This is a genomic window from Lentzea sp. NPDC036949 (assembly GCF_055608075.1).
In genome coordinates this window covers 471,403-492,410 of record NZ_JBVJRA010000004.1, presented here as the reverse complement: position 1 = coordinate 492,410, position 21,008 = coordinate 471,403, and the positions used below count along the sequence as shown (strand labels likewise).

Genomic DNA, 21,008 nt, shown 5'->3' with positions numbered 1-21,008 from the left:
AGGGATCAGGACGTCACCTCGACTGCCCAGTAGCCGCGCAGCAGCGGCTGACCGGTCTCCAGCACCGCGGCGGCCGCCTCGTGGATCTCGATGCCGAGCAGCTGGTCGGTCTTGTCCGGCAACGACAGCGTGTACGTGAAGTTCTCGCCCTTGCCCAGCAGGCCGGTGCCGGTGGTCTGCTCCTTGCCCGCCGCGTCGCGGTACAGGAACACGGCCTCCCACAGCCCGTCGGCGAGCTGACCGTCGACCGAGATCTGCACGACCTTGCCCGCGGGGACCTTCAGCTTCGCGGGCTGGCTGCGCTCCGCGCAGTTGTCGCCGCCGAGGTCGCAGTACACCGCCGGCTCGACCTGGATGGTCTTGCCGTTCGCGTGGAACGTCACCTCGGGGTAGTGGCGGGGGAGCGAGCACCCTGTCAGCGCGAGCAGTCCAACGGCCAGGGCAGCAGCAAGTCGACGCACGTCAGGCAGCCTACGGGGTGGCTCCGGCCGGCCTGCGGACGAGCCGGTGCAACGAGGTCCCGTTGCGGTACATCCAGGTCTGCGTCAACCCCAGCGCCAGCAGCACCGCCACCACCAGGAACCCGATCCAGAACGTCGGCGGCAGCAGCACGCCCAGCGCACCGCCGAACACCCACGCCAGCTGCAGGATCGTCTCCGACCGGCCGAACGCCGACGCGCGCGACTCCTCCGGCAGGTCGTCCTGGATCACCGCGTCCAGGCTGATCTTGGCCAGCGACGAGGCCGTGGCGCCCAGCAGGCCCACGATCGCGGCGGTCACCAGGCCCGGCAGCGCGGCGGCGACGACCGTGGCGGCCAGCGCCGTGCCGACGCAGCCCAGCACCACCTCGTCGGGCTTGCCGAACTGCTGGCGCGCGCCGATCGCGTTGCCCAGGAAGCTGCCGATTCCGGCGGCACCGGCGATCACGCCCAGCAGCAGCAACTGCCGGACCGCGTCACCCTCGGTCTGCTCGCGCACCACGAACGCGGCGAACAACGTCAGGAACCCGGTCAGCACCCGGATGGAACCGTTGCCCCACAACGACACCACGATGTGCCGCGACATCGGCCGCCGCGCCGGGTTGCGGGAGCGCAGCGCCGCGGGCACCTCGCCCTCGGTCACCTCGACCCACGACGGGATGCGCATGCACAGCACCGCGTTCGCCAGGCACAGCACCGCCGTGAACCACAGCGCCCCGGGCGAGCCGAAGATGTTCGCGAAGCCCGCCGCGAACGCACCGAACACCGCGCCCGCCGCGAGCCCGAAGACGGTCATGCGCGCGTTGGTCTTCGACAGCGTGATGTCCGGCGGCAGCACCCGCGGCGTGATCGCGGACTTGAGCACCGTGAACGACTTGGACAGCACCATGCTGCCCAGCGCCGCCGGGTACAGCAGCCAGTTGTCGAAGTTCAGCGCCATCACGACCGACAGGCCGATCCGCAGCACGCAGGACGCCGCCAGCGCGAGCCGCCGACCACGCTGGACCTTGTCCAGCAACGGACCGATCACCGGCGCGACCAGCGCGAACGGCGCGACGGTGATCAGCAGGTACAGCGCGACCTTCGTCTTGGACTCCGCGCTCGCCGCGGAGAAGAACAGCGTGTTCGCGAGCGCCACGGCCATCGCCGCGTCGGCCGCGTAGTTCATCATCACCGCGTAGGTGACCGACGACATGCCGGACTTCCCGGCACCGTCGGCGTGGGCCGCGCGCCGGAACGCCGCGACCGCCTGCTGCGACAGCTGCTTGGAGCGGAACCACGCGACGCGGGTGACCGTGAGCTTCTTCGGCGGCTTGGGCGTCGGGGTGGTCTGCTGGTCGGAGTTCGGCAACGGCCGGGTGCTCTGCGGGCGCGGCGGGGGCTCGAACCCGTGCCCGGACCCCTGCTCGGACCCCTGCCCGGACGGCGTTGCGCCGCGCGACCGCGGCCGGTACTCGTCGTCCTGCCACGGGTAGCGCTTCGGAGCCGGCTCGTCACTCCACCCGCGGTCGCCCGTCACACCGTCAATCCTGCCCCACGTTGCCCGAATTGGTGCGAACTTGGGCACAGGCAGCTGTCTGCTGCGAGCGAGTCGACGGACGAGATCACGATGGCCTGCACTGCATCGTCCCAAGTGGATGATGGAACGAGTCGTGAGATATCTTCACGCTTGTATGGTGTGCGTGGATTGAGCAGGCCATATGCGCGTAAAGTTGATCGTGAGCAGCGGTGATTTGGATCACTGTTCACCACCTGGGCAACCGATTCAAGTCCGGGAGCTGTTCCATCAGGTGGACCTTGGGGGTAACGGCGGAGAGCCGCTGCCGATGAGGTCAGTAGTGAAGGCCGGTTGGCAGCTGTAACTGCCAACCGGCCACGGTCCACCCGTGTGGTTCGTGCACGAGTGAACCGCTGCGCCCTCGGCTGCGTTGTCCGGCTAGAGAACCACCGAGGGGCGCTCCCGCGCGGTGTGAGGGGTGAGTCCCTGGCCGGACTCGCTCTTCACATCGCGACCTGCCGTCACTGAAGCCCGCTGCTGGCGAGAGCACACGCAGTTGATCGCAGTTCCGGTAACTGTGAACCGTACGTAATCAAACGCGGTTCCGCCAAGCCTGCTCGTGTGACACCTGATGTCGTGACAGACACACCGTACGGGTAGTTGACTTCTCTCGCAGCCAGCCCTGGTGTTTGACCAGCGATTCCTTGCGTGGCAAGCGATTCATGGACATAAAGTGGACACGGGGTCGGGCGTGGTGGTGGGGAGGCAGCGAGCCGCTGCCTCCCCACCACCACGCCCGACCTACTGTCCCCGACGCGCCTCCGAGGTGTGGTCGTTCTGGGCTCGTGAGGGCCTCTTTGACCGCACGAGAAGGCAGAAGATCACCGCGAGCGTGACCAGAACCACCCCGCCTGCGGCCACACTGACTGTCGGGTCAGCGCCGAGAAGATGGCTGCCGAACATCACCAAGCAGCCTGCGGCGATTGTGGGGATCATCCCGATCGCGTAGGCGACGGCGCGGTTGCTGGGTGAGTTGACCGCGGTGTCGCTCATCGTGCGCCAGCTGAAGCGACCGGCCTTGACCTCGTTGCCGACCTTCTCTCGGGTGATGATCGGGTCGGCCTTCGCCGTCGGTTGTTCGATGGCGTTGTCGTGGTCGTGCGGGTCGTCGCCGCTCGATGCAGTGCGGGTCGGCTGTGACATGACCTTCCTTGGGTCTCGCTCCGATGCGTAACCCGGTCGAGTGGGTGACGCGCGGGCCCCTAGGGGACCAGGACATGATCCTAGCGCATGCTGTTGCCATGAACACTGTCTGATGTGCAGACGATACTCGCCTAGAAGTCGTGTCAAGATCCTTTAGCGTGCAGCACTTATGAGACTGATAGTCGTAGCTCATACGAGTTACATGCTCAGATCAGCTTGACTTTGTAGTAGATATCCTCCAATATTACAGGCATGAACGTGGACTCCGGATAGAGGCGTAGCGTGCCTGTCGTGGTGTTGATGATCGCTCCTGCTGTAACAGGCGCGATCGCATGACCTGCGGAGCCAATCTCTGGCCGGATCTGGTTCCTGACGGGCTTCGTGTTGAAGAACAAGGGATGGGAAGGTAGAGCGATGCCCTCAACTGGTAATGGTTCGACCAGTGAAGAGGCTGTAGCCACACAGCAGTTAGAACGTGTCACCGTAAACCTGACGACCAGGTCCTCCCGGCTGCTCAAAGATTTGATGGGAAGCCTGGGTCTGAGCAAGACGGACACGATCAATCGTGCGGTTCAGCTGTACGCCGACCTGCAGAAAGTCATGGATGCCGACGGGGCGATCTACGTGCGGGAAGCAGGAGGCGAACTGGAGCGCCTACGTATCTACTGATCGACCGAGTTGCAAAAATCCGAATCGTCGGTGTCGGTATATGGACAGGGGATCCATATATCGACACCGACGTTTCGCGATTCAGTGGAAGCGCACCCGGAAGACGGTGGGCCAGTTCTTGCCTGTGACCAGGAACTCGTCGGTGCCCGGGACGTGCGCGATGCCGTTCAGGACGTCGACGTCGCCCTGCGGCTTCAACGAGGACAGGTCGTAGGTCTTCGTCACCTTCCCGTCGGCCGGGTCGATGCGCACGATCTCGTCGGTCTTCCACACGTTCGCCCACACCTCGCCGCCGACGCACTCCAGCTCGTTGAGCTGCGCGAGCGGCTTGCCGTCCCGCGTGACCCGCACGCTGCCGGTCTCGGCGAACGTCTTCGGGTCGCGGAAGGTGAGCTGCGCGCTGCCGTCGCTCATGACCAGCCGGGACTGGTCGTGGCAGATGCCCCACCCCTCGCCGTCGTAGGACACGCGGCGGATCTCGTCGAACGTCTTCCGGTCGCGTTCGATCGCCACGCCGTTGCGCCAGGTGATCTGCCAGATGGTGTCGCCGACGACCGTGATGCCCTCGCCGAAGAGCTCCTGCGGCAGGTCGACCTCCTTGCGCACCTCGCCGGTCGCCGGGTCGAGCGCCCGCATCGACGACTCGCCCTCCAGACCGGTGCCCTCGTAGAGGACGCCGTCGACGAGTTCCAACCCCTGGGTGAACGCGGTTGTGTCGTGCGGAATCTTTTGCAGGACTTCTACCTGCGGTTTTGTTTCCTGCTGGGCCGAACAGGCGGCGAGAACCGCGACGAGGACCAGCCAGACGGGTGAGCGCACCCCACGGAGGGTGGCACGAGTTTTCGTCCCCGCGAAGTCCTGCGGCACAATTCAGCTCGTGAACGCCACGCAACTGCTCGCCGACGCCGTTGACCTCGCCCGCGCCGCCGCGCAGGAGGAAGCCGGGTTGGACCGCGTCGGTGCTCATGTGGGGGTGTCCGCCGAGGACGAGTTCTCGGTGACGCACCTCTTCGAGGCCGAGCACGCGGGCTACCGCGGCTGGAACTGGGCCGTGACCGTCGCCTGCGCGGGCGAGGGTTCCCCGGTGTCGGTCAGCGAGGTCGTGCTGCTGCCCGGCCAGGACGCGCTGGTCGCCCCCGAGTGGGTGCCCTGGAGTGAACGGGTCCGCGCCGGTGACCTCGGCGTCGGCGACCTGTTCCCGGCCCGCGAGGACGATCCGCGACTGGTCTCCGGCCACGTCCAGTCCGACGACCCGGCCGTCGAGGAGGTCGCGCTGGAGATCGGCCTCGGCCGTGAGCGCGTGCTGTCCCGCGAGGGCCGGCTCGACGCCGCCGACCGCTGGCTCGCCTCCGACTTCGGCCCCCGATCGGACATGGCCCGCTCGGCGCCCGCGCACTGCGGCACCTGCGGCTTCTACACCCGCGTGGCCGGTGCGTTCGGCGCCGCGTTCGGCGTGTGCGCGAACGAGATCGCGCCGGCCGACGGCCACGTCGTGCACGTCGAGTACGGCTGCGGCGCGCACTCGCAGGTCGAGGTCGACATGAGCCCCATGGTCCCGGTCGCCGACCTGGTCTACGACGACGCGCAGCTGGACGTCTCGGAGTGACCGACCCGTTCGGCACCGAGGCCCTGCGCACCTCGGTCCTCGCGGCCTGGCGCGGCTCGCCCACCCGGTTCCGCGAGGACGCGAACGCGGAGGAGGACCTCCGCATCGGCGGCTACCGCGATCGCCTGCTGGTCGAGCTGGCCCAGAACGCCGCCGACGCCGCGGGCGAGACGCCGGGTGTGCTGAGGATCACCCTCGTCGACGGGGAGCTGCGCGCGGCCAACACCGGTGCGCCGCTGACCGCCGCGGGCGTGGCGGCACTGGCCTCGCTGCGGGCCTCGGCCAAGGAGTCGGGCGTCGGGCAGTTCGGCGTCGGGTTCGCGGCCGTGCTGGCCGTCACGGACGCGCCGCGCGTGGTCTCGGTGTCCGGTGGTGTCGAGTTCTCCGCCGCCCGCACCCGCACGGAGGTCCCGGAGCTGGCCGCCGAACGCGGCGGTGACGTGCCGGTGCTGCGGCTGGTGTGGCCGTGCGACGAGCCGGTGCCGGACGGGTTCACGACCGAGGTCCGGCTGCCGCTGACCGTCGAGCTGTCGCTCGACGACCTCGCCGCCGAGGTGCCGGACCTGCTGCTGGCGCTGCCGGGGCTGCGCCGCGTCGAGATCGGCTCCCAGTCGTGGGAGCGCTTCGTCACCGCCGACGGCGTGGTGACCGTCGGGCCGGCGCGCTGGCTGGTCGAGCAGGTCTCCGGTGAGCTGCCCGCCGAGCTCGTGCAGGGCGTGGAGCACCGTCCGCAGTGGACCGCCACGTGGGCGTACCCGCTGGACGAGCCGCTGGGCGAGGACGTGCTGCACGCGCCGACCCCGACCGACGAGCGCCTGTCGCTGCCCGCCCGCCTGATCGCGACCGTGCCGGTCGAACCCTCGCGCCGCCGGGTGCTGCCCGGTGCCGCCGCGTGGGCGGTGCTGGAGTCGGCCGCGGCCCTGTACCCGCGGCTGGTCGCCCGCGTTCCCGCCGTCGAGCGCACGGCACTGGTGCCGCTGCCCGGTTTCCCGCTGTCCGAAGTGGACGACCGGCTGCGCGCGGCGGTGCTGCGGGCGTTGCGCTCGGCCGAATGGCTGCCGCTGGCGTCGGGCGAGTGGATCGCCCCGGCCCGCGCCCGCGTCCTGGACGTCGGCTCCGAGGAGCTCGTCGAGCTGGTCGAGGACGCCCTGCCCGGCCTGCTGGACGCCGAGCTGTCCGCTCCCGTGCACGCGAAGGCGCTGGCCGCGCTGGAGGTCCCGCGGGTCTCGATCGCCGAGGTGGTCGCCGCGCTGGCGGGCATCGACGGCGACCCCGGCTGGTGGCACGACGTCTACGCCGCCCTCGCACCGCTGGCCGAGGTCGACCCGGACGTGCGCGAGGCCCTGCAGTCGCTGCCGGTGCCGCTGGCCGACGGCCGCACCGTGACCGGCCCGCGCACCACCCTGATCGCCGACGAACCGCTGCCCGGCCTGCGCGTCGTGCACCCGGACGCCGTGCACCCGCTGCTGGTCCGCCTGGGCGCCGTCGAGGCGGGTGCCACCGAGCTGCTGGCCGACCCGTCGCTGCGCGAGAACGTGGCGCGGTCGCTGGAGGACGCCGAAGCGGGCCTCGACGCCGACGACCTGATCGACACCGTGCTGCGCCTCGTCGACCGCGCCGCCCTGCGCGCCGGTGAGGAACCGTGGCTCGGCGCACTGGCCCTGCCCGACGCCGCCGGCGAGTGGCACCGCGCCGACGAGCTGCTGCTGCCCGACTCGCCGCTGGTCGGCGTGCTGGAGTCGGACGCGTTCCCGGTGCTGTCGAAGGAGGTCGCCGACACCTACCCGCGCACCGCGCTGGTGGCCCTCGGCGTCGTCGACGGCTTCACCCTGGTGATCGACGACGAACCGGCCGGCCCCGACCACGACCTGGCCGACGAACAGGCCTGGTGGACCGCCGGCCCCGACGAACCGGCACGCGTCGTCGCCGTCCGCGACCTCGACCTGGTCGCCGACTGGCCCGCGGCACTGCGCCTGCTCGCCGCCGACCCGGTGACCTGGCGCGCCGTCACCGAACCCGACGGCTACACGGGCTGGTGGATCGCCCGCCACGCCACGCTCGCGGGCCGCGCCCCGCAGGAGTACCGCCTGCCCGGCGCCACGGCCCTGGAGGGCCTGTTCGACGTCGTGCCGGACCTGGAGCTCCCCGACCACGTGCTGCGCGCCGCCGGCGTCCGCTCCCGCCTGGAGATCCTCGACGACGACGATGCCGAGCTGGTCCTGAGCCGCCTCGCCGACCCCGGCCGCACCATCGCGGACGCCGTGGTGCTCCGCGCCCACGCGGCACTGCCCGACGGCGACTTCGCACCCCCCGCACGCGTCCGCGTGCTGTCCGGCGAGGTCGTCCCGGCCGACGACGTGGTGGTCCTGGACCACCCGTGGCTCCTGGGCGTCGTACCCGCGTCCCGCGTCCTGCTCGCCGAGGGCTCGGAGGAGCTCGCCGACCTGCTGGACCTGGCACTGGCCTCCGAGGAGTTCGACGGCTCACCCGACCACGTCGGCGAGATCGTGCAGTGGCACGACCTGGCGGCCGTGCGGATGGCCTGCGAACTGCTCGAAGTGCCGTTGCCCGACGGTGTCGTGGTGGTGCACGAGCAGCTGCTGGTCGACGGTCAGCGGGTGGACTGGTGGATGGCGGACGTCCCGCACGCGGCCGACACCCCGGAGGGCCTGGCACGGGCGCTGGCGTGGGTGACGCAGCGGTGGGAGGACCGGCACACGTTCGCGGCGCTGATCACCGAACCGACGGCGGCGACCCTGCTGGGCTGACGGTCAGCGCCGGTAGCGGCCCTGTTCCAGGGCGTCCAGCTCGATGCTGATCGCGAACGGCAGGGACACCTCGAGCACGTGGCGGAAGATGCCCACCGGCGCGTAGGCGCGGGTGGCCTCGTCCCACTCGTACACGTGGACCACCGAGAGCCCGTCCTCGTCCTCGACGCGCCAGTAGTGCCGGATTCCCGCCTCCGCGTACTTGCGGAGCTTGACGGTTCGATCGCGGTGTTCGGACTCCGGCGACACGACTTCGACGACCAGCAGGACGTCGGCGGGTTCGAACCACGTCCGGTCCCGGACGTAGGGAGCGCTCGACACGAGGAGGTCGGGCTCCGGGCGGTTGCGCTCGTCGAGCCGGATGGTCATCTCGCGCTCGACCAGGACGCCGTCCGGTGCCTGCGCGGCGAGCTCGACGGTGAGCCCGGTGACGATGCGGGCGTGCCACGACCGCTGCGGTGCTGACGGGGGAGTGAGGGCTCCGTCGATCAGCTCGGTGTGGCGGGGCGCCTCGGACAGGTGGTCGAGGTCCTCCGCGTACCAGCCTCCGGAGCGCGGCGGGCGCATCCAGTCGGGCACGCTCGTCAACGTAGTGACTTCCGCGCTTCCGCGCTCTCACCCCGACCCGCCGCAACGGGGTCTTCACCCGATCCGCGTTTCTTGGACCACGGCCAAGCAACGTCCCCGCGCCGCACGAGGATCACCCACGCGGTCACCGTCACCAGCACCGACAGGACCCCGCCGACGATGATCGGCGCGCGGCCGTTGACCTCCCCGAGCCACCCCATCAACGGCCCGCCCACGGGGTTGCCGCCCAGGAACACCAGCATGTAGATGCCCATGACCCGCCCGCGCATCTCCGGTTCGACGGCGAGCTGGACGGTGGCGTTCGCGGTGGTGTTGAAGGTCATCATCGCCACGCCGACCGGGATCATCATCAGGCCGGTCAGCAGCATCGTCGGCATCAGGCCGGACACGACCTCCAGCGCGCCGAACACCACACCGGACCCGATGAACACCGACATCCGCGGGGTCTTGCGCCGGGCGGCGACCGTCGCGCCGGCCAGGGTGCCCACCGCGATCAGGGTCGACAGCAGGCCGTAGGCGTCGGCGTCGCCGCCGAAGACGTTGCGGGCCATGATCGCCAGGGTCAGGTAGAAGTTGAAGCCGAACGTCGAGATGAAGAACACCAGCAGCATCACGGTCATCAGGTCCGGCCGGCTGCGCACGTACCGCAGCCCGGACAGCAGCTGGCCCTTGGCCCGCGGCACCGGGTCGGAGCGCAGCAGCTCAGAGGTCCGCATCAGCCACACGCCGAGCACCACGCCGACGAAGCTGACGGCGTTCGCGACGAACACCCAGCCGGTGCCGATCGCGACGATCGCGAGGCCCGCGACCGCCGGGCCGATGATCCGGGCCAGGTTGAACATCATCGAGTTCAGCGCGACGGCGTTGGTCAGCGACTCGCGGCCGACCATCTCCACGACGAACGACTGCCGCACCGGCGTCTCCACGGCGGAGAAGCAGCCGAGCAGGAAGCACAGCACGTACACGTGCCACAGGGCCACGACACCGGTCACGTCCAGCAGGCCCAGCGCCAGCGCGCACAGGCCGAGCGCCGACTCCAGCCACAGCAGCAGCTTCCGCTTGTCCATGCGGTCGGCCAGCACACCGCCCCACATGGACAGCAGCAGGACGGGCAGGAACTGCAGGGACGCGGCGATGCCGAGCGCGACGGCCGACCCGTCGGTCAGCTCCAGGACCAGCCAGTCCTGGGCGACGCGCTGCATCCACACGCCGACCAGCGAGATGATCTGCCCGGAGGCGTACAGGCGGTAGTTGTGGATGCGAAGTGAGGAGAACATCCCGGTACGCCGAGGTGACGAGGTCTCCGCTCCACCACCCGCGTAACCCGACACGTCCTTACTGCCCCGCCATCCTGTCGATGATCTCGGCCGCCCTGGAGAGCAGCTCGCGTTCCTCCGGCCGCAGCTCGGCCAGCCGCTTGTCCAGCCACGCCTCGCGCGCGGTGATCTCGTCCTGGAGGTAGGACAAGCCTTCGCCGGTCAGCTCGACGATCGCTTGACGGCCGTCGGTGGGGTGCGGGCTGCGCGTGGCGAAGCCGAACTCCTCCAGCGCCGCGATCACCCGCGTCATCGACGGCGGTTGCACGCCTTCCTTGGCCGCGAGCTCACCGGGCGTCAGCGGTCCGCACTTGTGCAGTGTGGACAGCGCGGACACCTGGGTCAGCGACACCGCCGAGTTGGTGCGCTGCGCGCGCAGCCGGCGGTTGAGGCGGACGACGGCAAGCCGGAGCCTGCTCGCCAGACCGTGCTCTTCGTTCGCCACGTAGTTAGCATACCTCACGAAAATGGTTTCTCGCCGAACGTCAGGACAGCAGCGCCTGGATCGGGCCCAGTGCGAAGTAGACGACGAACGCCGCCGACACGACCCACATCAGCGGGTGGACGCTGCGGACCCGGCCGGTCAGCGCCTTGAGCAGCACGTAGCTGACGAAGCCCGCGCCGATGCCGTTCGCGATCGAGTAGGTGAACGGCATGACCACGATCGTGAGGAACGCGGGCAGCGCCACGGTGAAGTCGCTGAAGTCGATCTCGCGGATCTGCATCATCATCAGCGCGCCGACGACCACCAGCGCCGGTGCGGCCGCCTCGATCGGCACGACCTCGTAGAGCGGCGTGAAGAACATCGCCAGCAGGAACAGCACACCGGTCACGACGTTCGCGAGACCCGTCCGCGCGCCCTCCGCGATGCCCGACGCCGACTCGATGTAGACGGTGTTCGACGAGCTCGACGCCGCACCACCGGCGACCGCGCCCAGACCGTCCACGAACAGCGCCTTGCTCACGTTCGGCAGCTGGCCGTCCTCGTCGATGAGGTCGGCTTCCTTGCCGAGGCCGGTCATCGTGCCGACGGTGTCGAAGAAGTCGGTCAGCACCAGCGTGAACACGATCAACGCCGCGGCCAGCGCGGGCAGCCGCGTCCACGCGCCGAACGACACGTCACCGAGCAGCGACAGGTCGGGGACGCCGAAGACCTGGTCGGGCAGCGCCGGGTAGCCGAGGTTCCAGCCCTTGGCGTTGGTGCCGGCCGACGGTCCCGCCTTGACGACCGCCTCCAGGACGATCGCGAAGATCGCCGTGCCGACGATGCCGATGAGGATCGCGCCCTTCACCTTGCGCGCGAACAGCACGCCCGTGACCACCAGGCCGACCACGAACACCAGCGTCGGCCAGCTCGCGATCGACCCGTTGATGCCCAGCCCGACCGGCACCGTCGTGTTCGCCGCGTCCGGCAGCCTGCGCACGAACCCGGCGTCGACCAGGCCGATGAAGGTGATGAACAGGCCGATGCCCACCGCGATGGCGGCCTTGAGCTCGTTCGGCACGGCGTTGAACACGGCCGTCCGCACGCCCGTGAGCACGAGCAGCAGCACCACCAGGCCGTTGACGAGGACGAGTCCCATCGCCTCCGGCCAGCTGACCTTCGCCGCGACGCTGACCGCCACGAACGAGTTGATGCCGAGCCCCGTGGCCAACGCGAACGGGTAGTTCGCGACCAGTCCGAAGAGGATGGTCATCACACCGGCGACCAGCGCCGTCACCGCCGCGACCTGCCCGACCGGCAGGATGTTGCCCAGCACGTCCGGGTGCGCGCCGGGTCCCGTCGGGGCGAAGCTGCCGATGATCAGCGGGTTCAGCACCACGATGTACGCCATCGTGAAGAACGTCACGACACCGCCGCGCACCTCCCGCGCCACGGTGGACCCGCGCTCGGAAATCTTGAAGAACCCGTCCAGCATCTGGTCTCCTAACCCCGTGTCCGAACGCGACCCCGCCCCCAGCCCGCCGCCGCTGCCGCACCGGCTGGCCGATCCCGTGCCCGTGGTGCTCGGGGGGACGGCGCTGTGGTTCCTCGGTTTTCTCGTGGTGCTCGTCGTCGACCGCTCGAACAGCACCCTGCTCTGGACGACCCTGTGCGGCGGTCTGCTCGGGATCATCGGGTACGGAGTCTTCTACTGGCAACGCGGGGCGGCGAGGCGCGGATCACGCGGGGCGCAGCAGGGCCTCGACGACGCTTAGTCCGGGACTAGCTCGCGCCCAGCGACCGCAGCAGGAACTCGGTCAGCCCGTCGAGGTACCCGTCGTCCACCGGCGCGTGCCGCACCACCAGCCGCCAGTAGATCGGCCCCGCCAGCACGTCCAGCGCCACGTCGACGTCGAGGTCGGCTGGCAGCTCCCCGCGGTCCACCGCCCGCGTCAGCGTCACCGACGCGATGTCGCGCCGCGGCTGTCCCACGCCGACGGCGATGGCGTCCGCCAGCACCGGGTTGCGCCCGCCCTCGGCGATCAGGTCCGGCAGGATCGCCGAGATCCGGTGGTGCGCCAGCCAGTCGTGCACGGCCTGCAGCATCGCGCGCAGGTCAGCTCGCAACGTGCCGGTCTGCGGCACCTCGGCCGCGGGCACGCTCAGCTCCGCCAGAACGGCGATCACCATGTCCTGCTTGGACGGCCAGCGCCGGTACAGCGCGCTCTTGCCGACGCCTGCGCGTTTGGCGACGGCCTCCATGGACAGCCGGCCGTAGCCGGACGCGGCCAGCTCGTCGAGCACCGCCTCGGAGATCGCGGCGGTGACGTGCGGTTGCAGGACGGCTGCTCCGGTGGGGGCGCGTTTGGTCACGCCCTCAGTGTGGACGATACGGTCCCGTCCCGTCTAACGTAGGTCGAGACGAAACCGTATCGTCCTATCCGGAGGGGCGTCGTGCTGGACCGAGCGCTTGACCTGTTGATCAAGAAGGACATGGCCGGGTTCGCCGGGCTGTGGGCCGAGGACGGGCGGATGGAGTTCCCGTTCGCGCCGGAGGGCTGGCCGAGGGAGGTCACCGGCCGGGCGGGCGTCCGCCACTACATGCGCGACTACCCGAAGATGATCGACGTCAGGGAGGTGCTCTGGCAGCGGGTGCACCGGACGGCCGACCCGGCGGTGACCGTGGCCGAGTTCGACCTCGGGGGAGAGCTCGTGGCCTCCGGCAAGCCGTTCCGCAACCGCTACGTCGTGGTGATCACCGAGCGGGACGGGCAGATCGCCGAGTGGCGCGACTACTGGAACCCGCTGGCCGTCGAGGAGCTCTCGTGACCGTCCTCGTCATCGGCGGCACCGGCACGACCGGCAGCCGCGTCGCACAACGGCTCGAAGACCCGCGCATCGCCTCGCGCCGCACCGGGTTCGACTGGTACCGGCCGGAGACGTTCGCGCCCGCGCTGGAGGGCACCGACGCCGTCTACCTCGTCCCGCCCGTCGGCGAGGTCGACCCCGCGCCGCACGTCGAGCGGTTCCTCGCCGCATCTGGTGACCGCAGGGTCGTGCTCCTCAGCTCGTCCGCGCTGCCGGACGACCCGAACGCCCGGCTGGTGCGGCAGCTCCCGGAGTGGACGGTCCTGCGCCCCTCGTGGTTCATGCAGAACTTCCTCGGCGACCACGCGGTCGCGCAGGGCGTGCGGCAGGGCGAGATCGTCACCGCCACGGGTGACGGGCGGGTCGCCTTCGTCGACGCCGGCGACATCGCCGCCGTGGCCGTCGCGGCGCTCACCGGGGACGCGCACAACACCGAGCACGTGCTGACCGGTCCGCAGGCGCTCGGGTACGCCGAGGCGGCCGCGATCATCACCGAGCAGACCGGTGTCCGGGTTCGCCACCGCTCGATCCCCGCGGCCGAGCTGGCCGAGCGGCTCGGGCAGCACCTGCCACCGGAGTTCGCCGCGTTGCTCGCCGCGCTGGACGAGGCCATCGCGGGCGGCGCGGAGGACCGGGTGACCAGTGCGGTCGAGGACGTCACCGGACATCCGCCCAGGTCGTTCGGGGCGTTCGTGGCCGCGCACCGCGACCGGTGGTAAATCCCGTGCATGGTCATCACCACTGACTGGGTCCGGCTGCTGGTCGTCTGCCTCGTGTTCACGGCCGCGGCCGCCGGCGTCGCGTGGGCGACGGGGCTCACCAGGCCCGCACCGTTCGTCAAGGCCGCCGTCCGCGCCGTGCTCCAGCTCGCCGCCGTCAGCGCGGTCATCACGGTCGTCCTGACCCACCTGGGGCTCACCGCCGCGTTCCTCGTCGTGATGGCCACCGTGGCGACCGCGACGGCCGCCGCGCGCACCAAGACCGGCTGGCAGGGCGCGTGGGTCGGGGCCGCCGTCCTGATCGGCACGGTTCCCGCGCTGGGCCTGCTGGTCGGGCTGGGGCTCGTGCCGGTCAAGGGCATCGCGCTGATCCCGATCGGCGGCATCCTCATCGGCGGCGCCATGACCACCACGATCCTGGCGGTCAGGAGGGCGCTCGACACGCTCAGGGACCGGCACGGCGAGTACGAGGCGGCGCTGGCGCTCGGGTTCGCCGAGCCGGTGGCGGTCCGGTTCCTCGTCCGCCAGCCCGCGGCCGAGGCGCTGCTGCCGCCGCTCGACCAGACCAGGACGGTCGGGCTGGTCACCCTCCCCGGCGCGTTCGTCGGCATGCTGCTGGGCGGGGCACCGGTGTGGCAGGCGGGCGCGTTGCAGCTGCTCGTGCTGCTCGCCCTGCTCGCGGTCGAGGTGGCCGCCGTCGCGACCGTGGTCGAGCTGGTCGCGCGGGGTCTGGTGCGGAGGACTTCCCAAGAAGGAGAAGTTAGGCTAACCTAAGTCTCGTCGCTTCGTGGTGGGAGCGGCAGTCAGTTCGGGAACGGACGAGGCCCCCGCTCTGGGCAGAGCGGGGGCCTCGTCGTGTCCGGCAGCGGGGGCTTGTCGGAGCATCCACCGCCGAAGCGTCAGGGCAGCAGCAGGCCGTTGCGGCCGGTGCGCGCCGCCTCGAAGCGCGCGGAGACGTCCTCCCAGTTGACGACGTTCCACAGCGCGCTGATGTAGTCGGCCTTGAGGTTGCGGTACTGCAGGTAGTACGCGTGCTCCCAGATGTCGAACGCGAGCAGCGGCGTGACCGCGATCGACAGGTTCGAGTGGTGGTCCTTGAGCTGCAACGTGATCAGCTTCTGGGCGATCGGCTCCCACGCGAGGACGCCCCAGCCGGAACCCTGGATGGACGACGCGGCGGCGTTGAGCTGCGCGCGGAACTTGTCGAACGAGCCGAAGTGCTCGTCGATGGCGGCGGCGAGCTCGCCGACCGGCTTGTCGCCGCCGTTCGGGCTCAGGTTCTTCCACCACACCTGGTGCAGCGCGTGGCCGGCCAGGTGGAACGCGAGCGTCGTCTCCAGCCCGACGATCGACCCGAAGGCCTCCTTGTCGCGGGCCTCCTCGATCTGCTCCAGCGTGTCGTTCGCGCCCTTCACGTAGGCCGCGTGGTGCTTGCCGTGGTGCAGCTCGTTGATCTCGCCGATGATCGCCGGCTCCAGGTCGCCGTAGTCGTAGTCGAGATCCGGCAGCACGTACTGGGCCATGTCATCTCTCCAATTGCAATCTCTTGGTTCTTGCAACCTACTAGCAACAAGGTCCAGTTAACCAGTTGCCGCGGCCAGTAGCGTCGTGAGCGTGTCCGTGCTGACAGCCAGGAAGATTTCGCTGTCGTTCGGTCCGAGGACCGTGATCTCGGAGGTTGATCTCGATGTTTCGCCTGGTGACCGCGTCGGCCTGATCGCACCCAACGGTGTCGGCAAGTCCACGCTGCTCCGCCTGCTCGCGGGGGAGCTCCCGCCGGAGACCGGAACCGTCTCGGCCACCGGGACGGTCGCGCACCTGACGCAGGAGACCCTCCCCGTGGCCGGGGAGTCCCTGCGCGACCACCTCGCCCGCCGCACCGGCGTCGCGCCCGCGGAGGCGTGGCTGCAGCGCGCGGCCGAGCAGCTGGCCGCGGGCGGCGGCGCGGACTACCCGGACGCGCTCGACCACTGGACCGCCATCGGTGCCGGTGACTTCGACGACCGCGCGGAGGCCGTGTGCCAGCGCCTCGGCCTGCCCGCCGACCTGCTCGACGGCCGTGCGCCGGACGAGCTGTCCGGTGGCCAGCAGGCGCGGCTGCGGCTGGCGGCGGTGCTGCTCACGCGCGCCGACGTGCTGCTGCTCGACGAACCGACCAACGACCTGGACGCCGACGGGCTCGACCTCCTGGAGGCGCACGTGAACGGCCATCCGGGCGCGGTCGTGCTCGTCAGCCACGACCGGGAGTTCCTGGCGCGCACCACGACCGAGATCGCCGAGCTCGACGAGTTCACCCACGGCCTCACCGTGTTCGGCGGCGGCTGGGACGCCTACGTCGAGGAGAGGGCGAACGCGGAACGGCGTGCGCACGAGGAGTACGAGAGCTACACGGCCCAGCGCGACTCGCTCGTGCAGCGGTCGCGGCAGACCAGGGAGTGGTCGCGCAAGGGCGCCCGCCGGGCCACGAACGCCAAGGCGCTGAACGACGAACCGGACCGCAACGTCCGGGCCGGCCGCAAGCGCGCCGCGGAGTCGCTCGGCGCGAAGGCGTCCGTTGTGGACCGGCGGCTCGCGAGGCTGGAGGAGGTCGAGGAACCCCGCGAGGCCTGGGAGCTGCGCCTCACCCTGCCGAGCGCGGGACGGGGCAGCTCGGTCGCGTTCACGCTGCGCCAGGCCGTCGTGAGCCGCGGCGACGTGACGCTCGGACCGGTCGACCTCACGATCGGCGCGGGGGAGCGGTGGCGGATCACCGGCCCGAACGGTGCGGGCAAGTCGACGTTGCTGGGCGCCCTGCTCGGCCGCATCCCGCTCGTGAGCGGCGAACGCTCGATCGGGCCGGGCGTCGTCGTCGGCGAGGTGGACCAGCTGCGCGCCGAGTTCAGCTCCGGCACGCCCGTGCTGCGGATCGTCGCCGACGCGACGGGCCTGGAGGACGTCGAGGTGCGCACGCTGCTGGCGAAGTTCCGGGTGGGCGCGGACGCCGTGCTGCGCCCCGCCCGTGAGCTCTCACCGGGCGAACGCACCCGCGCGGGCCTGGCGCTGCTGCAGGCGCGCGGGACGAACTGCCTGGTGCTCGACGAGCCGACCAACCACCTGGACCTGCCGGCCATCCAGCAGCTCGAACAGGCCCTGGACACCTACGAGGGGACGTTGCTGCTGGTGACCCACGACCGGCGGCTCGCTTCGGCCGTGCGGGTGGACCGCGAGATCAACGTGCGTGACCTCCTCACGTTTCCACGCGCTAAGGGTGGAAGATAGGAGCATGACCACCGAGGAGGACTGGCCGGTCGAACAGACCTGGTCGATGCGCAACACCCACTGGCACGCCTATGTGGAGCACACTTCGCTCGACCACGCCTCTCCTCGCCAGGTCCGCCTGGAGCGCACGCCGGAGGAGGTGCTGACCTCGCCCGCCGAGGTGGCCGCCTGGCTCGAGGTCAACCTGCGCAGCGCGACGCGCCCGGAGGAGACCGGCAAGAAGCGGGTGAAGGACGAGCGCGACTTCACCGACTCCAACCGCGTGCACGCCTCGCTGGCCTCGCGCGGCGAGTCGATCTACACGGGGGTGAAGGGCGAGCTGACCCTGGCCGTCGAGGCCGTGACGCCGGAGGAGTGCCGGATCTCGCACGACGGCGCCGACGTCGCGCCGCTGAAGGCGGGCCGCCGCCGCTAGTCGATGCGGTGCTCGTGGCCGGCGGCGCCGTTGACGCCGGCCACAGGGGACGACCGGTGCGGACCTACCCGACGTGCCACGAGTGCACGGGCTCGCCCGCGTGCATCAGCTCCATGTACCGCTTGAGCATCCCGGACAGCGCGGCCTCCCGCGACATGCCGCGTTCCTCCAGCAGCGCAACGGTTTCCCGCTGCCACGACGACCCGGTGCGGCGGGCGAGGCAACGCTGCTCGATCACGCCGAGGTAGCGTTCGCGAGCTTCGTCGGAGACACCGCAGTCGCGCAGCCCCTCGTGCGCCATCGGCAGCAGCCGGCGCAGCACCAGCTCGTCCGGCGGGATCCAGCCGATGCCCGGCCAGTACAGCTGGGCGTTCATGCCGTGGCGTGCGCCGGTGTAGAGGTTCTCCTCGGCCGCCTGGAACGACATCTGCGTCCACAGTGGACGTTCCTGTGCGGTGAGCGCGCGCTGGGTCCCGTAGAAGAACGCGGCGTTCGCCATCGTGTCGAGGACCGTCGGGCCCGCCGGCAGCACCCGGTTCTCCACGCGCAGGTGCGGCACGCCGTCGACGACGTCGTAGACGGGCCGGTTCCAGCGCCAGATCGTGCCGTTGTGCAGGCGCAGCTCGGAAAGCCGTGGCGCACCACCGGCTTCGAGGCTCTCGATCGGGTCCTCGTCGTCGGTTTCCGGCAGCAGACTGGGGAAGTAGCGCACGTTCTCCTCGAACAGGTCGAAGATCGACGTGATCCACCGTTCACCGAACCACACGCGCGGGCGGACGCCCTGGTTCTTGAGCTCGTCCGGGCGCGTGTCGGTGGCCTGCTGGAAGAGCGGGATGCGCGTCTCGTGCCAGAGCGCCTTGCCCAGCAGGAACGCGGAGTTCGCCGCGATGGCGACCTGCACCCCGGCCAGGCACTGCGCCGCGTTCCAGTGCGCGGCGAAGTCGGTCGGTTCCACCTGCAGGTGCAGCTGCACCGACGTGCACGCCGCCTCGGGCAGGATCGACTCCGCGTAGGTCAGGAGCTTCTCCGGGCCCTTGCCCGGCATCGCCGGGCCTTCCATGTGCAGCACCATCTCCTCGCCGCGTGCGGCGAAGATGGTGTCGTTGAGCAGCGCGTACCTCGGGCTCTCCGAGAGCCACTTCCGGTCGAAGTGCCGTTCCCGCAGCGTGGGCAGCACACCGATCATGGCGAGGTTGGCGCCGACGTCGTTGGCCTTGGCGTCGGCGTTGTCGAGCGAGGTGCGCAGCTCCTCCTCCAGGCCGAGCATCTCACCGCCGGCCAGCTCGCGCGGCGGGACGTTGATCTCCAGGTTCTGCTGCCCCAGCTCCAAGGTGTAGGAAGGGTCGTCGATCTTCTCGAGCACCTCGGAGTTCGTCATCGCCGGCCGCATCGCGTCGTCGACGAGGTTCAGCTCGATCTCGAGACCCATCTGCTGACGGGGAAAGGAGAACGTGTCTTCTGCGAGCATCGTCGCCAAGGCGTCCAGACTCCGCTGCATCTTCGAGCGGTAACGCTGACGATCGTCTCTGGTGAACGTGCGGCTGGACACTTCACTTCCCATGCCGCTACCCCTTCGCTCGGCGCCGGTGGGCGCGGGCCAGGCGGAACGCCCAACTTGACACAGCGGTAACCTCGTTGACATCGCCCAAATCGGTGCTCTCTGTCACGTCGGGGTAACAACCAGCGATCATCCCCTGGTCGGGCGTGCGGCGTTCCGCCCTCCGGACTACCCGGCCTGTTCCACGACGAGCCGGGTGCAAAACTTCCCGCGTGGCAACAGTGATCGAGATCAACGACCCCGCGGACCCCCGGCTGGACGACTTCCGCGACCTGTCGACGGCCGACCGCAGGCCCGACCGGCCGGGTGGGCGCGGTCTCGTGATCGCCGAGGGCGTGGTCGTGGTGGAACGTCTGCTGGCCTCCCCGTACCCCGTGCGCGGACTGCTCGGCGTGCGCCGCCGCGTTGAGGCGCTCGACCTCTCTGAGCTGGACGTTCCTGCTTACGTGACGTCAGCGGAGGTTATGGCGTCGGTCGTCGGTTTCCACTTGAACCGCGGTGTGCTGGCCGCCGCCGACCGCGCTCCCGCCGTGGACCTGGACACCCTGACCGACGGCGCCCAGCGCCTCGCCGTCCTAGAGGGCGTCGGCGACCACGAGAACCTCGGCTCGATCTTCCGCAACGCCGCCGCGCTCGGCATCGACGGCGTCGTCCTCGGCCCCGGCTGCAGCGATCCCCTCTACCGCCGCAGCGTGCGCGTCTCGATGGGCCACGTCCTGCGCGTCCCGTTCGCTACCACGGATCAGTGGCCCGTGACGCTGAACATGTTGAGGCAAAAGGGTTATACAGTTGCCGCCCTCACGCCACGCCCCGCTGCCCTGCATCTTGCAGACGCCAATTTGCGCGGCCGCCGCGTCGCCGTCCTCCTCGGCTCGGAGGGCCCGGGCCTCACCGACGAGGCCATCGCTGCGGCCGACCTCGCCGTCCGCATCCCGATGTCGTCCGGCGTGGACTCCCTGAACGTGGCCACCGCCGGCGCCGTCGCCTTCTACGCGCTCCTCTAGAGCAGCGTCAGGATCAGCACGACCCAGGCCACCAGCACCCCGGTGACCACGCCGTAGGACACCCACCGCCACACCGGCACCTTGCGCCCGAGCCACACACTCGGCGCCAAGCCACCCACCACCAGCACGTTGGCGATGAGCGCCAGCCACCGGCTCGTCTCACCCAGCCCGAGCGACAACGACACGACCGTGACCGTGACGATGGCGGCCGTGATGAAGCTGACCGTCAGCCCCGTCCCCCACGGCGTCGGCTCCGGCTCTTCCTCCCGGTCCTCCACCACCGTCTGCACGGTCTGCTCCGCCACCGCCTCCTCGGGCGCGTCGACGCTGACCTGCTCGCCGCTCACCGGGTCCGTGTACCGCACCGGCGTGTTCATGACCGCCGCGAGTCTGCCCGCGAGCTGCTTGCCCCGCCGCGCGACCAGCGCACTGGCCACCCCGTCCGCGGGCGTCTCGGTCCGCACGACGGCATCGGCGACCTTCGCCCACTCGTGCAGTGCCTCGGCCAGATCAGCGCCGAGGGGCAGGCTGTGCGGGTCGACCTCACGCTCGCCGGTCTCGTCCTCCCCGGCGAGCACGGCGCGGCCGTCCCGAACTCGCAACTCCACGAACCCCTCCTCCGGTGGTTACGTCGC

The 21,008-nt window shown here is 70.3% G+C and carries 23 protein-coding genes; 10 read left to right on the top strand and 13 right to left on the bottom strand.

What is annotated here, in order from left to right:
* Positions 1-5: 5 nt before the first annotated feature.
* From ACZ7CD_RS14830 to ACZ7CD_RS14815, 4 genes are all read right to left on the bottom strand, one after another.
* A complete protein-coding gene (locus ACZ7CD_RS14830; RefSeq protein ID WP_458429548.1) occupies positions 6-461 on the bottom strand; it encodes a DUF2771 family protein in 456 nt (151 codons plus the stop codon).
* Positions 462-471: 10 nt separating this feature from the next.
* Positions 472-1,998, bottom strand: a complete 1,527-nt coding sequence (locus tag ACZ7CD_RS14825) for an MFS transporter (protein WP_470379068.1) — start codon at positions 1,996-1,998, stop codon at positions 472-474.
* Positions 1,999-2,778: 780 nt separating this feature from the next.
* On the bottom strand, positions 2,779-3,180 hold the full coding sequence (locus tag ACZ7CD_RS14820) for a hypothetical protein (protein ID WP_470379067.1): 402 nt from the start codon (positions 3,178-3,180) through the stop codon (positions 2,779-2,781).
* A gap of 206 nt (positions 3,181-3,386) precedes the next feature.
* Complete coding sequence (locus ACZ7CD_RS14815) at positions 3,387-3,575, bottom strand: hypothetical protein (RefSeq protein WP_470379066.1); 189 nt, start codon at positions 3,573-3,575, stop codon at positions 3,387-3,389.
* Between the two features lie 19 nt (positions 3,576-3,594).
* Here ACZ7CD_RS14815 and ACZ7CD_RS14810 point away from each other — a divergent pair, with 19 nt between their 5' ends.
* Positions 3,595-3,849 (top strand): ribbon-helix-helix domain-containing protein, encoded by a 255-nt coding sequence (locus ACZ7CD_RS14810; RefSeq protein ID WP_470379065.1) that lies wholly within the window; start codon positions 3,595-3,597, stop codon positions 3,847-3,849.
* An 81-nt stretch (positions 3,850-3,930) separates the two neighbouring features.
* On the opposite strand, the gene ACZ7CD_RS14805 is transcribed toward ACZ7CD_RS14810, so the two are convergent.
* Positions 3,931-4,668: a glutaminyl-peptide cyclotransferase gene (locus ACZ7CD_RS14805; protein ID WP_360385553.1), complete on the bottom strand. Its 738-nt coding sequence runs from the start codon at positions 4,666-4,668 to the stop codon at positions 3,931-3,933.
* Positions 4,669-4,726: 58 nt separating this feature from the next.
* Between ACZ7CD_RS14805 and ACZ7CD_RS14800 the strand changes: the two genes are divergently transcribed.
* Together ACZ7CD_RS14800 and ACZ7CD_RS14795 are read left to right on the top strand one after the other, a co-directional pair.
* Entirely contained in the window at positions 4,727-5,455 is a 729-nt protein-coding gene (locus tag ACZ7CD_RS14800) for a DUF3027 domain-containing protein (protein ID WP_360385555.1), read from the top strand.
* Positions 5,452-8,223: a sacsin N-terminal ATP-binding-like domain-containing protein gene (locus ACZ7CD_RS14795; RefSeq protein ID WP_470379064.1), complete on the top strand. Its 2,772-nt coding sequence runs from the start codon at positions 5,452-5,454 to the stop codon at positions 8,221-8,223. Before ACZ7CD_RS14800 ends, ACZ7CD_RS14795 begins: the two co-directional genes overlap by 4 nt.
* Positions 8,224-8,226: 3 nt before the next feature.
* Here the strand turns inward: ACZ7CD_RS14795 and ACZ7CD_RS14790 are convergent, their stop codons facing one another.
* The 4 genes from ACZ7CD_RS14790 to ACZ7CD_RS14775 are packed head-to-tail and all read right to left on the bottom strand — an operon-like array spanning position 8,227 to position 12,046.
* Positions 8,227-8,802, bottom strand: a complete 576-nt coding sequence (locus tag ACZ7CD_RS14790; protein WP_470379063.1) for a Uma2 family endonuclease — start codon at positions 8,800-8,802, stop codon at positions 8,227-8,229.
* Between the two features lie 5 nt (positions 8,803-8,807).
* On the bottom strand, positions 8,808-10,088 hold the full coding sequence (locus ACZ7CD_RS14785; RefSeq protein WP_470379062.1) for an MFS transporter: 1,281 nt from the start codon (positions 10,086-10,088) through the stop codon (positions 8,808-8,810).
* 58 nt (positions 10,089-10,146) lie between these two features.
* Complete coding sequence (locus tag ACZ7CD_RS14780; RefSeq protein WP_360385561.1) at positions 10,147-10,572, bottom strand: MarR family winged helix-turn-helix transcriptional regulator; 426 nt, start codon at positions 10,570-10,572, stop codon at positions 10,147-10,149.
* 40 nt (positions 10,573-10,612) lie between these two features.
* Positions 10,613-12,046, bottom strand: a complete 1,434-nt coding sequence (locus tag ACZ7CD_RS14775; RefSeq protein WP_360385563.1) for an NCS2 family permease — start codon at positions 12,044-12,046, stop codon at positions 10,613-10,615.
* Between the two features lie 16 nt (positions 12,047-12,062).
* Here ACZ7CD_RS14775 and ACZ7CD_RS14770 point away from each other — a divergent pair, with 16 nt between their 5' ends.
* Positions 12,063-12,326 (top strand): DUF2530 domain-containing protein, encoded by a 264-nt coding sequence (locus ACZ7CD_RS14770; RefSeq protein WP_360385565.1) that lies wholly within the window; start codon positions 12,063-12,065, stop codon positions 12,324-12,326.
* A 7-nt stretch (positions 12,327-12,333) separates the two neighbouring features.
* Here the strand turns inward: ACZ7CD_RS14770 and ACZ7CD_RS14765 are convergent, their stop codons facing one another.
* Positions 12,334-12,924 (bottom strand): TetR/AcrR family transcriptional regulator, encoded by a 591-nt coding sequence (locus tag ACZ7CD_RS14765; RefSeq protein ID WP_360385567.1) that lies wholly within the window; start codon positions 12,922-12,924, stop codon positions 12,334-12,336.
* 81 nt (positions 12,925-13,005) lie between these two features.
* Here ACZ7CD_RS14765 and ACZ7CD_RS14760 point away from each other — a divergent pair, with 81 nt between their 5' ends.
* From ACZ7CD_RS14760 to ACZ7CD_RS14750, 3 genes are read left to right on the top strand one after another with little or no spacing between them, the layout of a single operon-like run.
* A complete protein-coding gene (locus ACZ7CD_RS14760; protein WP_360385569.1) occupies positions 13,006-13,380 on the top strand; it encodes a nuclear transport factor 2 family protein in 375 nt (124 codons plus the stop codon).
* On the top strand, positions 13,377-14,138 hold the full coding sequence (locus ACZ7CD_RS14755; protein WP_470379061.1) for a Rossmann-fold NAD(P)-binding domain-containing protein: 762 nt from the start codon (positions 13,377-13,379) through the stop codon (positions 14,136-14,138). Before ACZ7CD_RS14760 ends, ACZ7CD_RS14755 begins: the two co-directional genes overlap by 4 nt.
* Before the next feature lie 9 nt (positions 14,139-14,147).
* Complete coding sequence (locus tag ACZ7CD_RS14750; RefSeq protein WP_470374271.1) at positions 14,148-14,912, top strand: ABC transporter permease; 765 nt, start codon at positions 14,148-14,150, stop codon at positions 14,910-14,912.
* Between the two features lie 125 nt (positions 14,913-15,037).
* Here the strand turns inward: ACZ7CD_RS14750 and ACZ7CD_RS14745 are convergent, their stop codons facing one another.
* Entirely contained in the window at positions 15,038-15,661 is a 624-nt protein-coding gene (locus ACZ7CD_RS14745) for a superoxide dismutase (protein ID WP_360385575.1), read from the bottom strand.
* A 91-nt stretch (positions 15,662-15,752) separates the two neighbouring features.
* Between ACZ7CD_RS14745 and ACZ7CD_RS14740 the strand changes: the two genes are divergently transcribed.
* Positions 15,753-17,396 (top strand): ABC-F family ATP-binding cassette domain-containing protein, encoded by a 1,644-nt coding sequence (locus tag ACZ7CD_RS14740; RefSeq protein WP_470379060.1) that lies wholly within the window; start codon positions 15,753-15,755, stop codon positions 17,394-17,396.
* A 4-nt stretch (positions 17,397-17,400) separates the two neighbouring features.
* Positions 17,401-17,811 (top strand): hypothetical protein, encoded by a 411-nt coding sequence (locus ACZ7CD_RS14735; protein ID WP_360385579.1) that lies wholly within the window; start codon positions 17,401-17,403, stop codon positions 17,809-17,811.
* Positions 17,812-17,875: 64 nt separating this feature from the next.
* Here ACZ7CD_RS14735 and ACZ7CD_RS14730 read toward each other — a convergent pair whose 3' ends face one another.
* Entirely contained in the window at positions 17,876-19,372 is a 1,497-nt protein-coding gene (locus ACZ7CD_RS14730) for a glutamate-cysteine ligase family protein (RefSeq protein WP_360385581.1), read from the bottom strand.
* Positions 19,373-19,581: 209 nt separating this feature from the next.
* Here ACZ7CD_RS14730 and ACZ7CD_RS14725 point away from each other — a divergent pair, with 209 nt between their 5' ends.
* A complete protein-coding gene (locus tag ACZ7CD_RS14725; RefSeq protein WP_360385583.1) occupies positions 19,582-20,373 on the top strand; it encodes a TrmH family RNA methyltransferase in 792 nt (263 codons plus the stop codon).
* Here ACZ7CD_RS14725 and ACZ7CD_RS14720 read toward each other — a convergent pair.
* Positions 20,370-20,981, bottom strand: a complete 612-nt coding sequence (locus ACZ7CD_RS14720) for a DUF2537 domain-containing protein (RefSeq protein ID WP_360385585.1) — start codon at positions 20,979-20,981, stop codon at positions 20,370-20,372. The two genes, ACZ7CD_RS14725 and ACZ7CD_RS14720, sit on opposite strands and share 4 nt — an antisense overlap.
* Positions 20,982-21,008 lie beyond the last annotated feature (27 nt).

Bases quoted from the DNA above. Each gene is read 5' to 3' on its own strand.
- ACZ7CD_RS14730 (WP_360385581.1), bottom strand. From the start codon at position 19,372: ATGGGAAGTGAAGTGTCCAGCCGCACGTTCACCAGAGACGATCGTCAG.
- ACZ7CD_RS14750 (WP_470374271.1), top strand. From the start codon at position 14,148: ATGGTCATCACCACTGACTGGGTCCGGCTGCTGGTCGTCTGCCTCGTG.
- ACZ7CD_RS14745 (WP_360385575.1), bottom strand. From the start codon at position 15,661: ATGGCCCAGTACGTGCTGCCGGATCTCGACTACGACTACGGCGACCTG.
- ACZ7CD_RS14775 (WP_360385563.1), bottom strand. From the start codon at position 12,046: ATGCTGGACGGGTTCTTCAAGATTTCCGAGCGCGGGTCCACCGTGGCG.
- ACZ7CD_RS14735 (WP_360385579.1), top strand. From the start codon at position 17,401: ATGACCACCGAGGAGGACTGGCCGGTCGAACAGACCTGGTCGATGCGC.
- ACZ7CD_RS14810 (WP_470379065.1), top strand. From the start codon at position 3,595: ATGCCCTCAACTGGTAATGGTTCGACCAGTGAAGAGGCTGTAGCCACA.
- ACZ7CD_RS14785 (WP_470379062.1), bottom strand. From the start codon at position 10,088: ATGTTCTCCTCACTTCGCATCCACAACTACCGCCTGTACGCCTCCGGG.
- ACZ7CD_RS14820 (WP_470379067.1), bottom strand. From the start codon at position 3,180: ATGTCACAGCCGACCCGCACTGCATCGAGCGGCGACGACCCGCACGAC.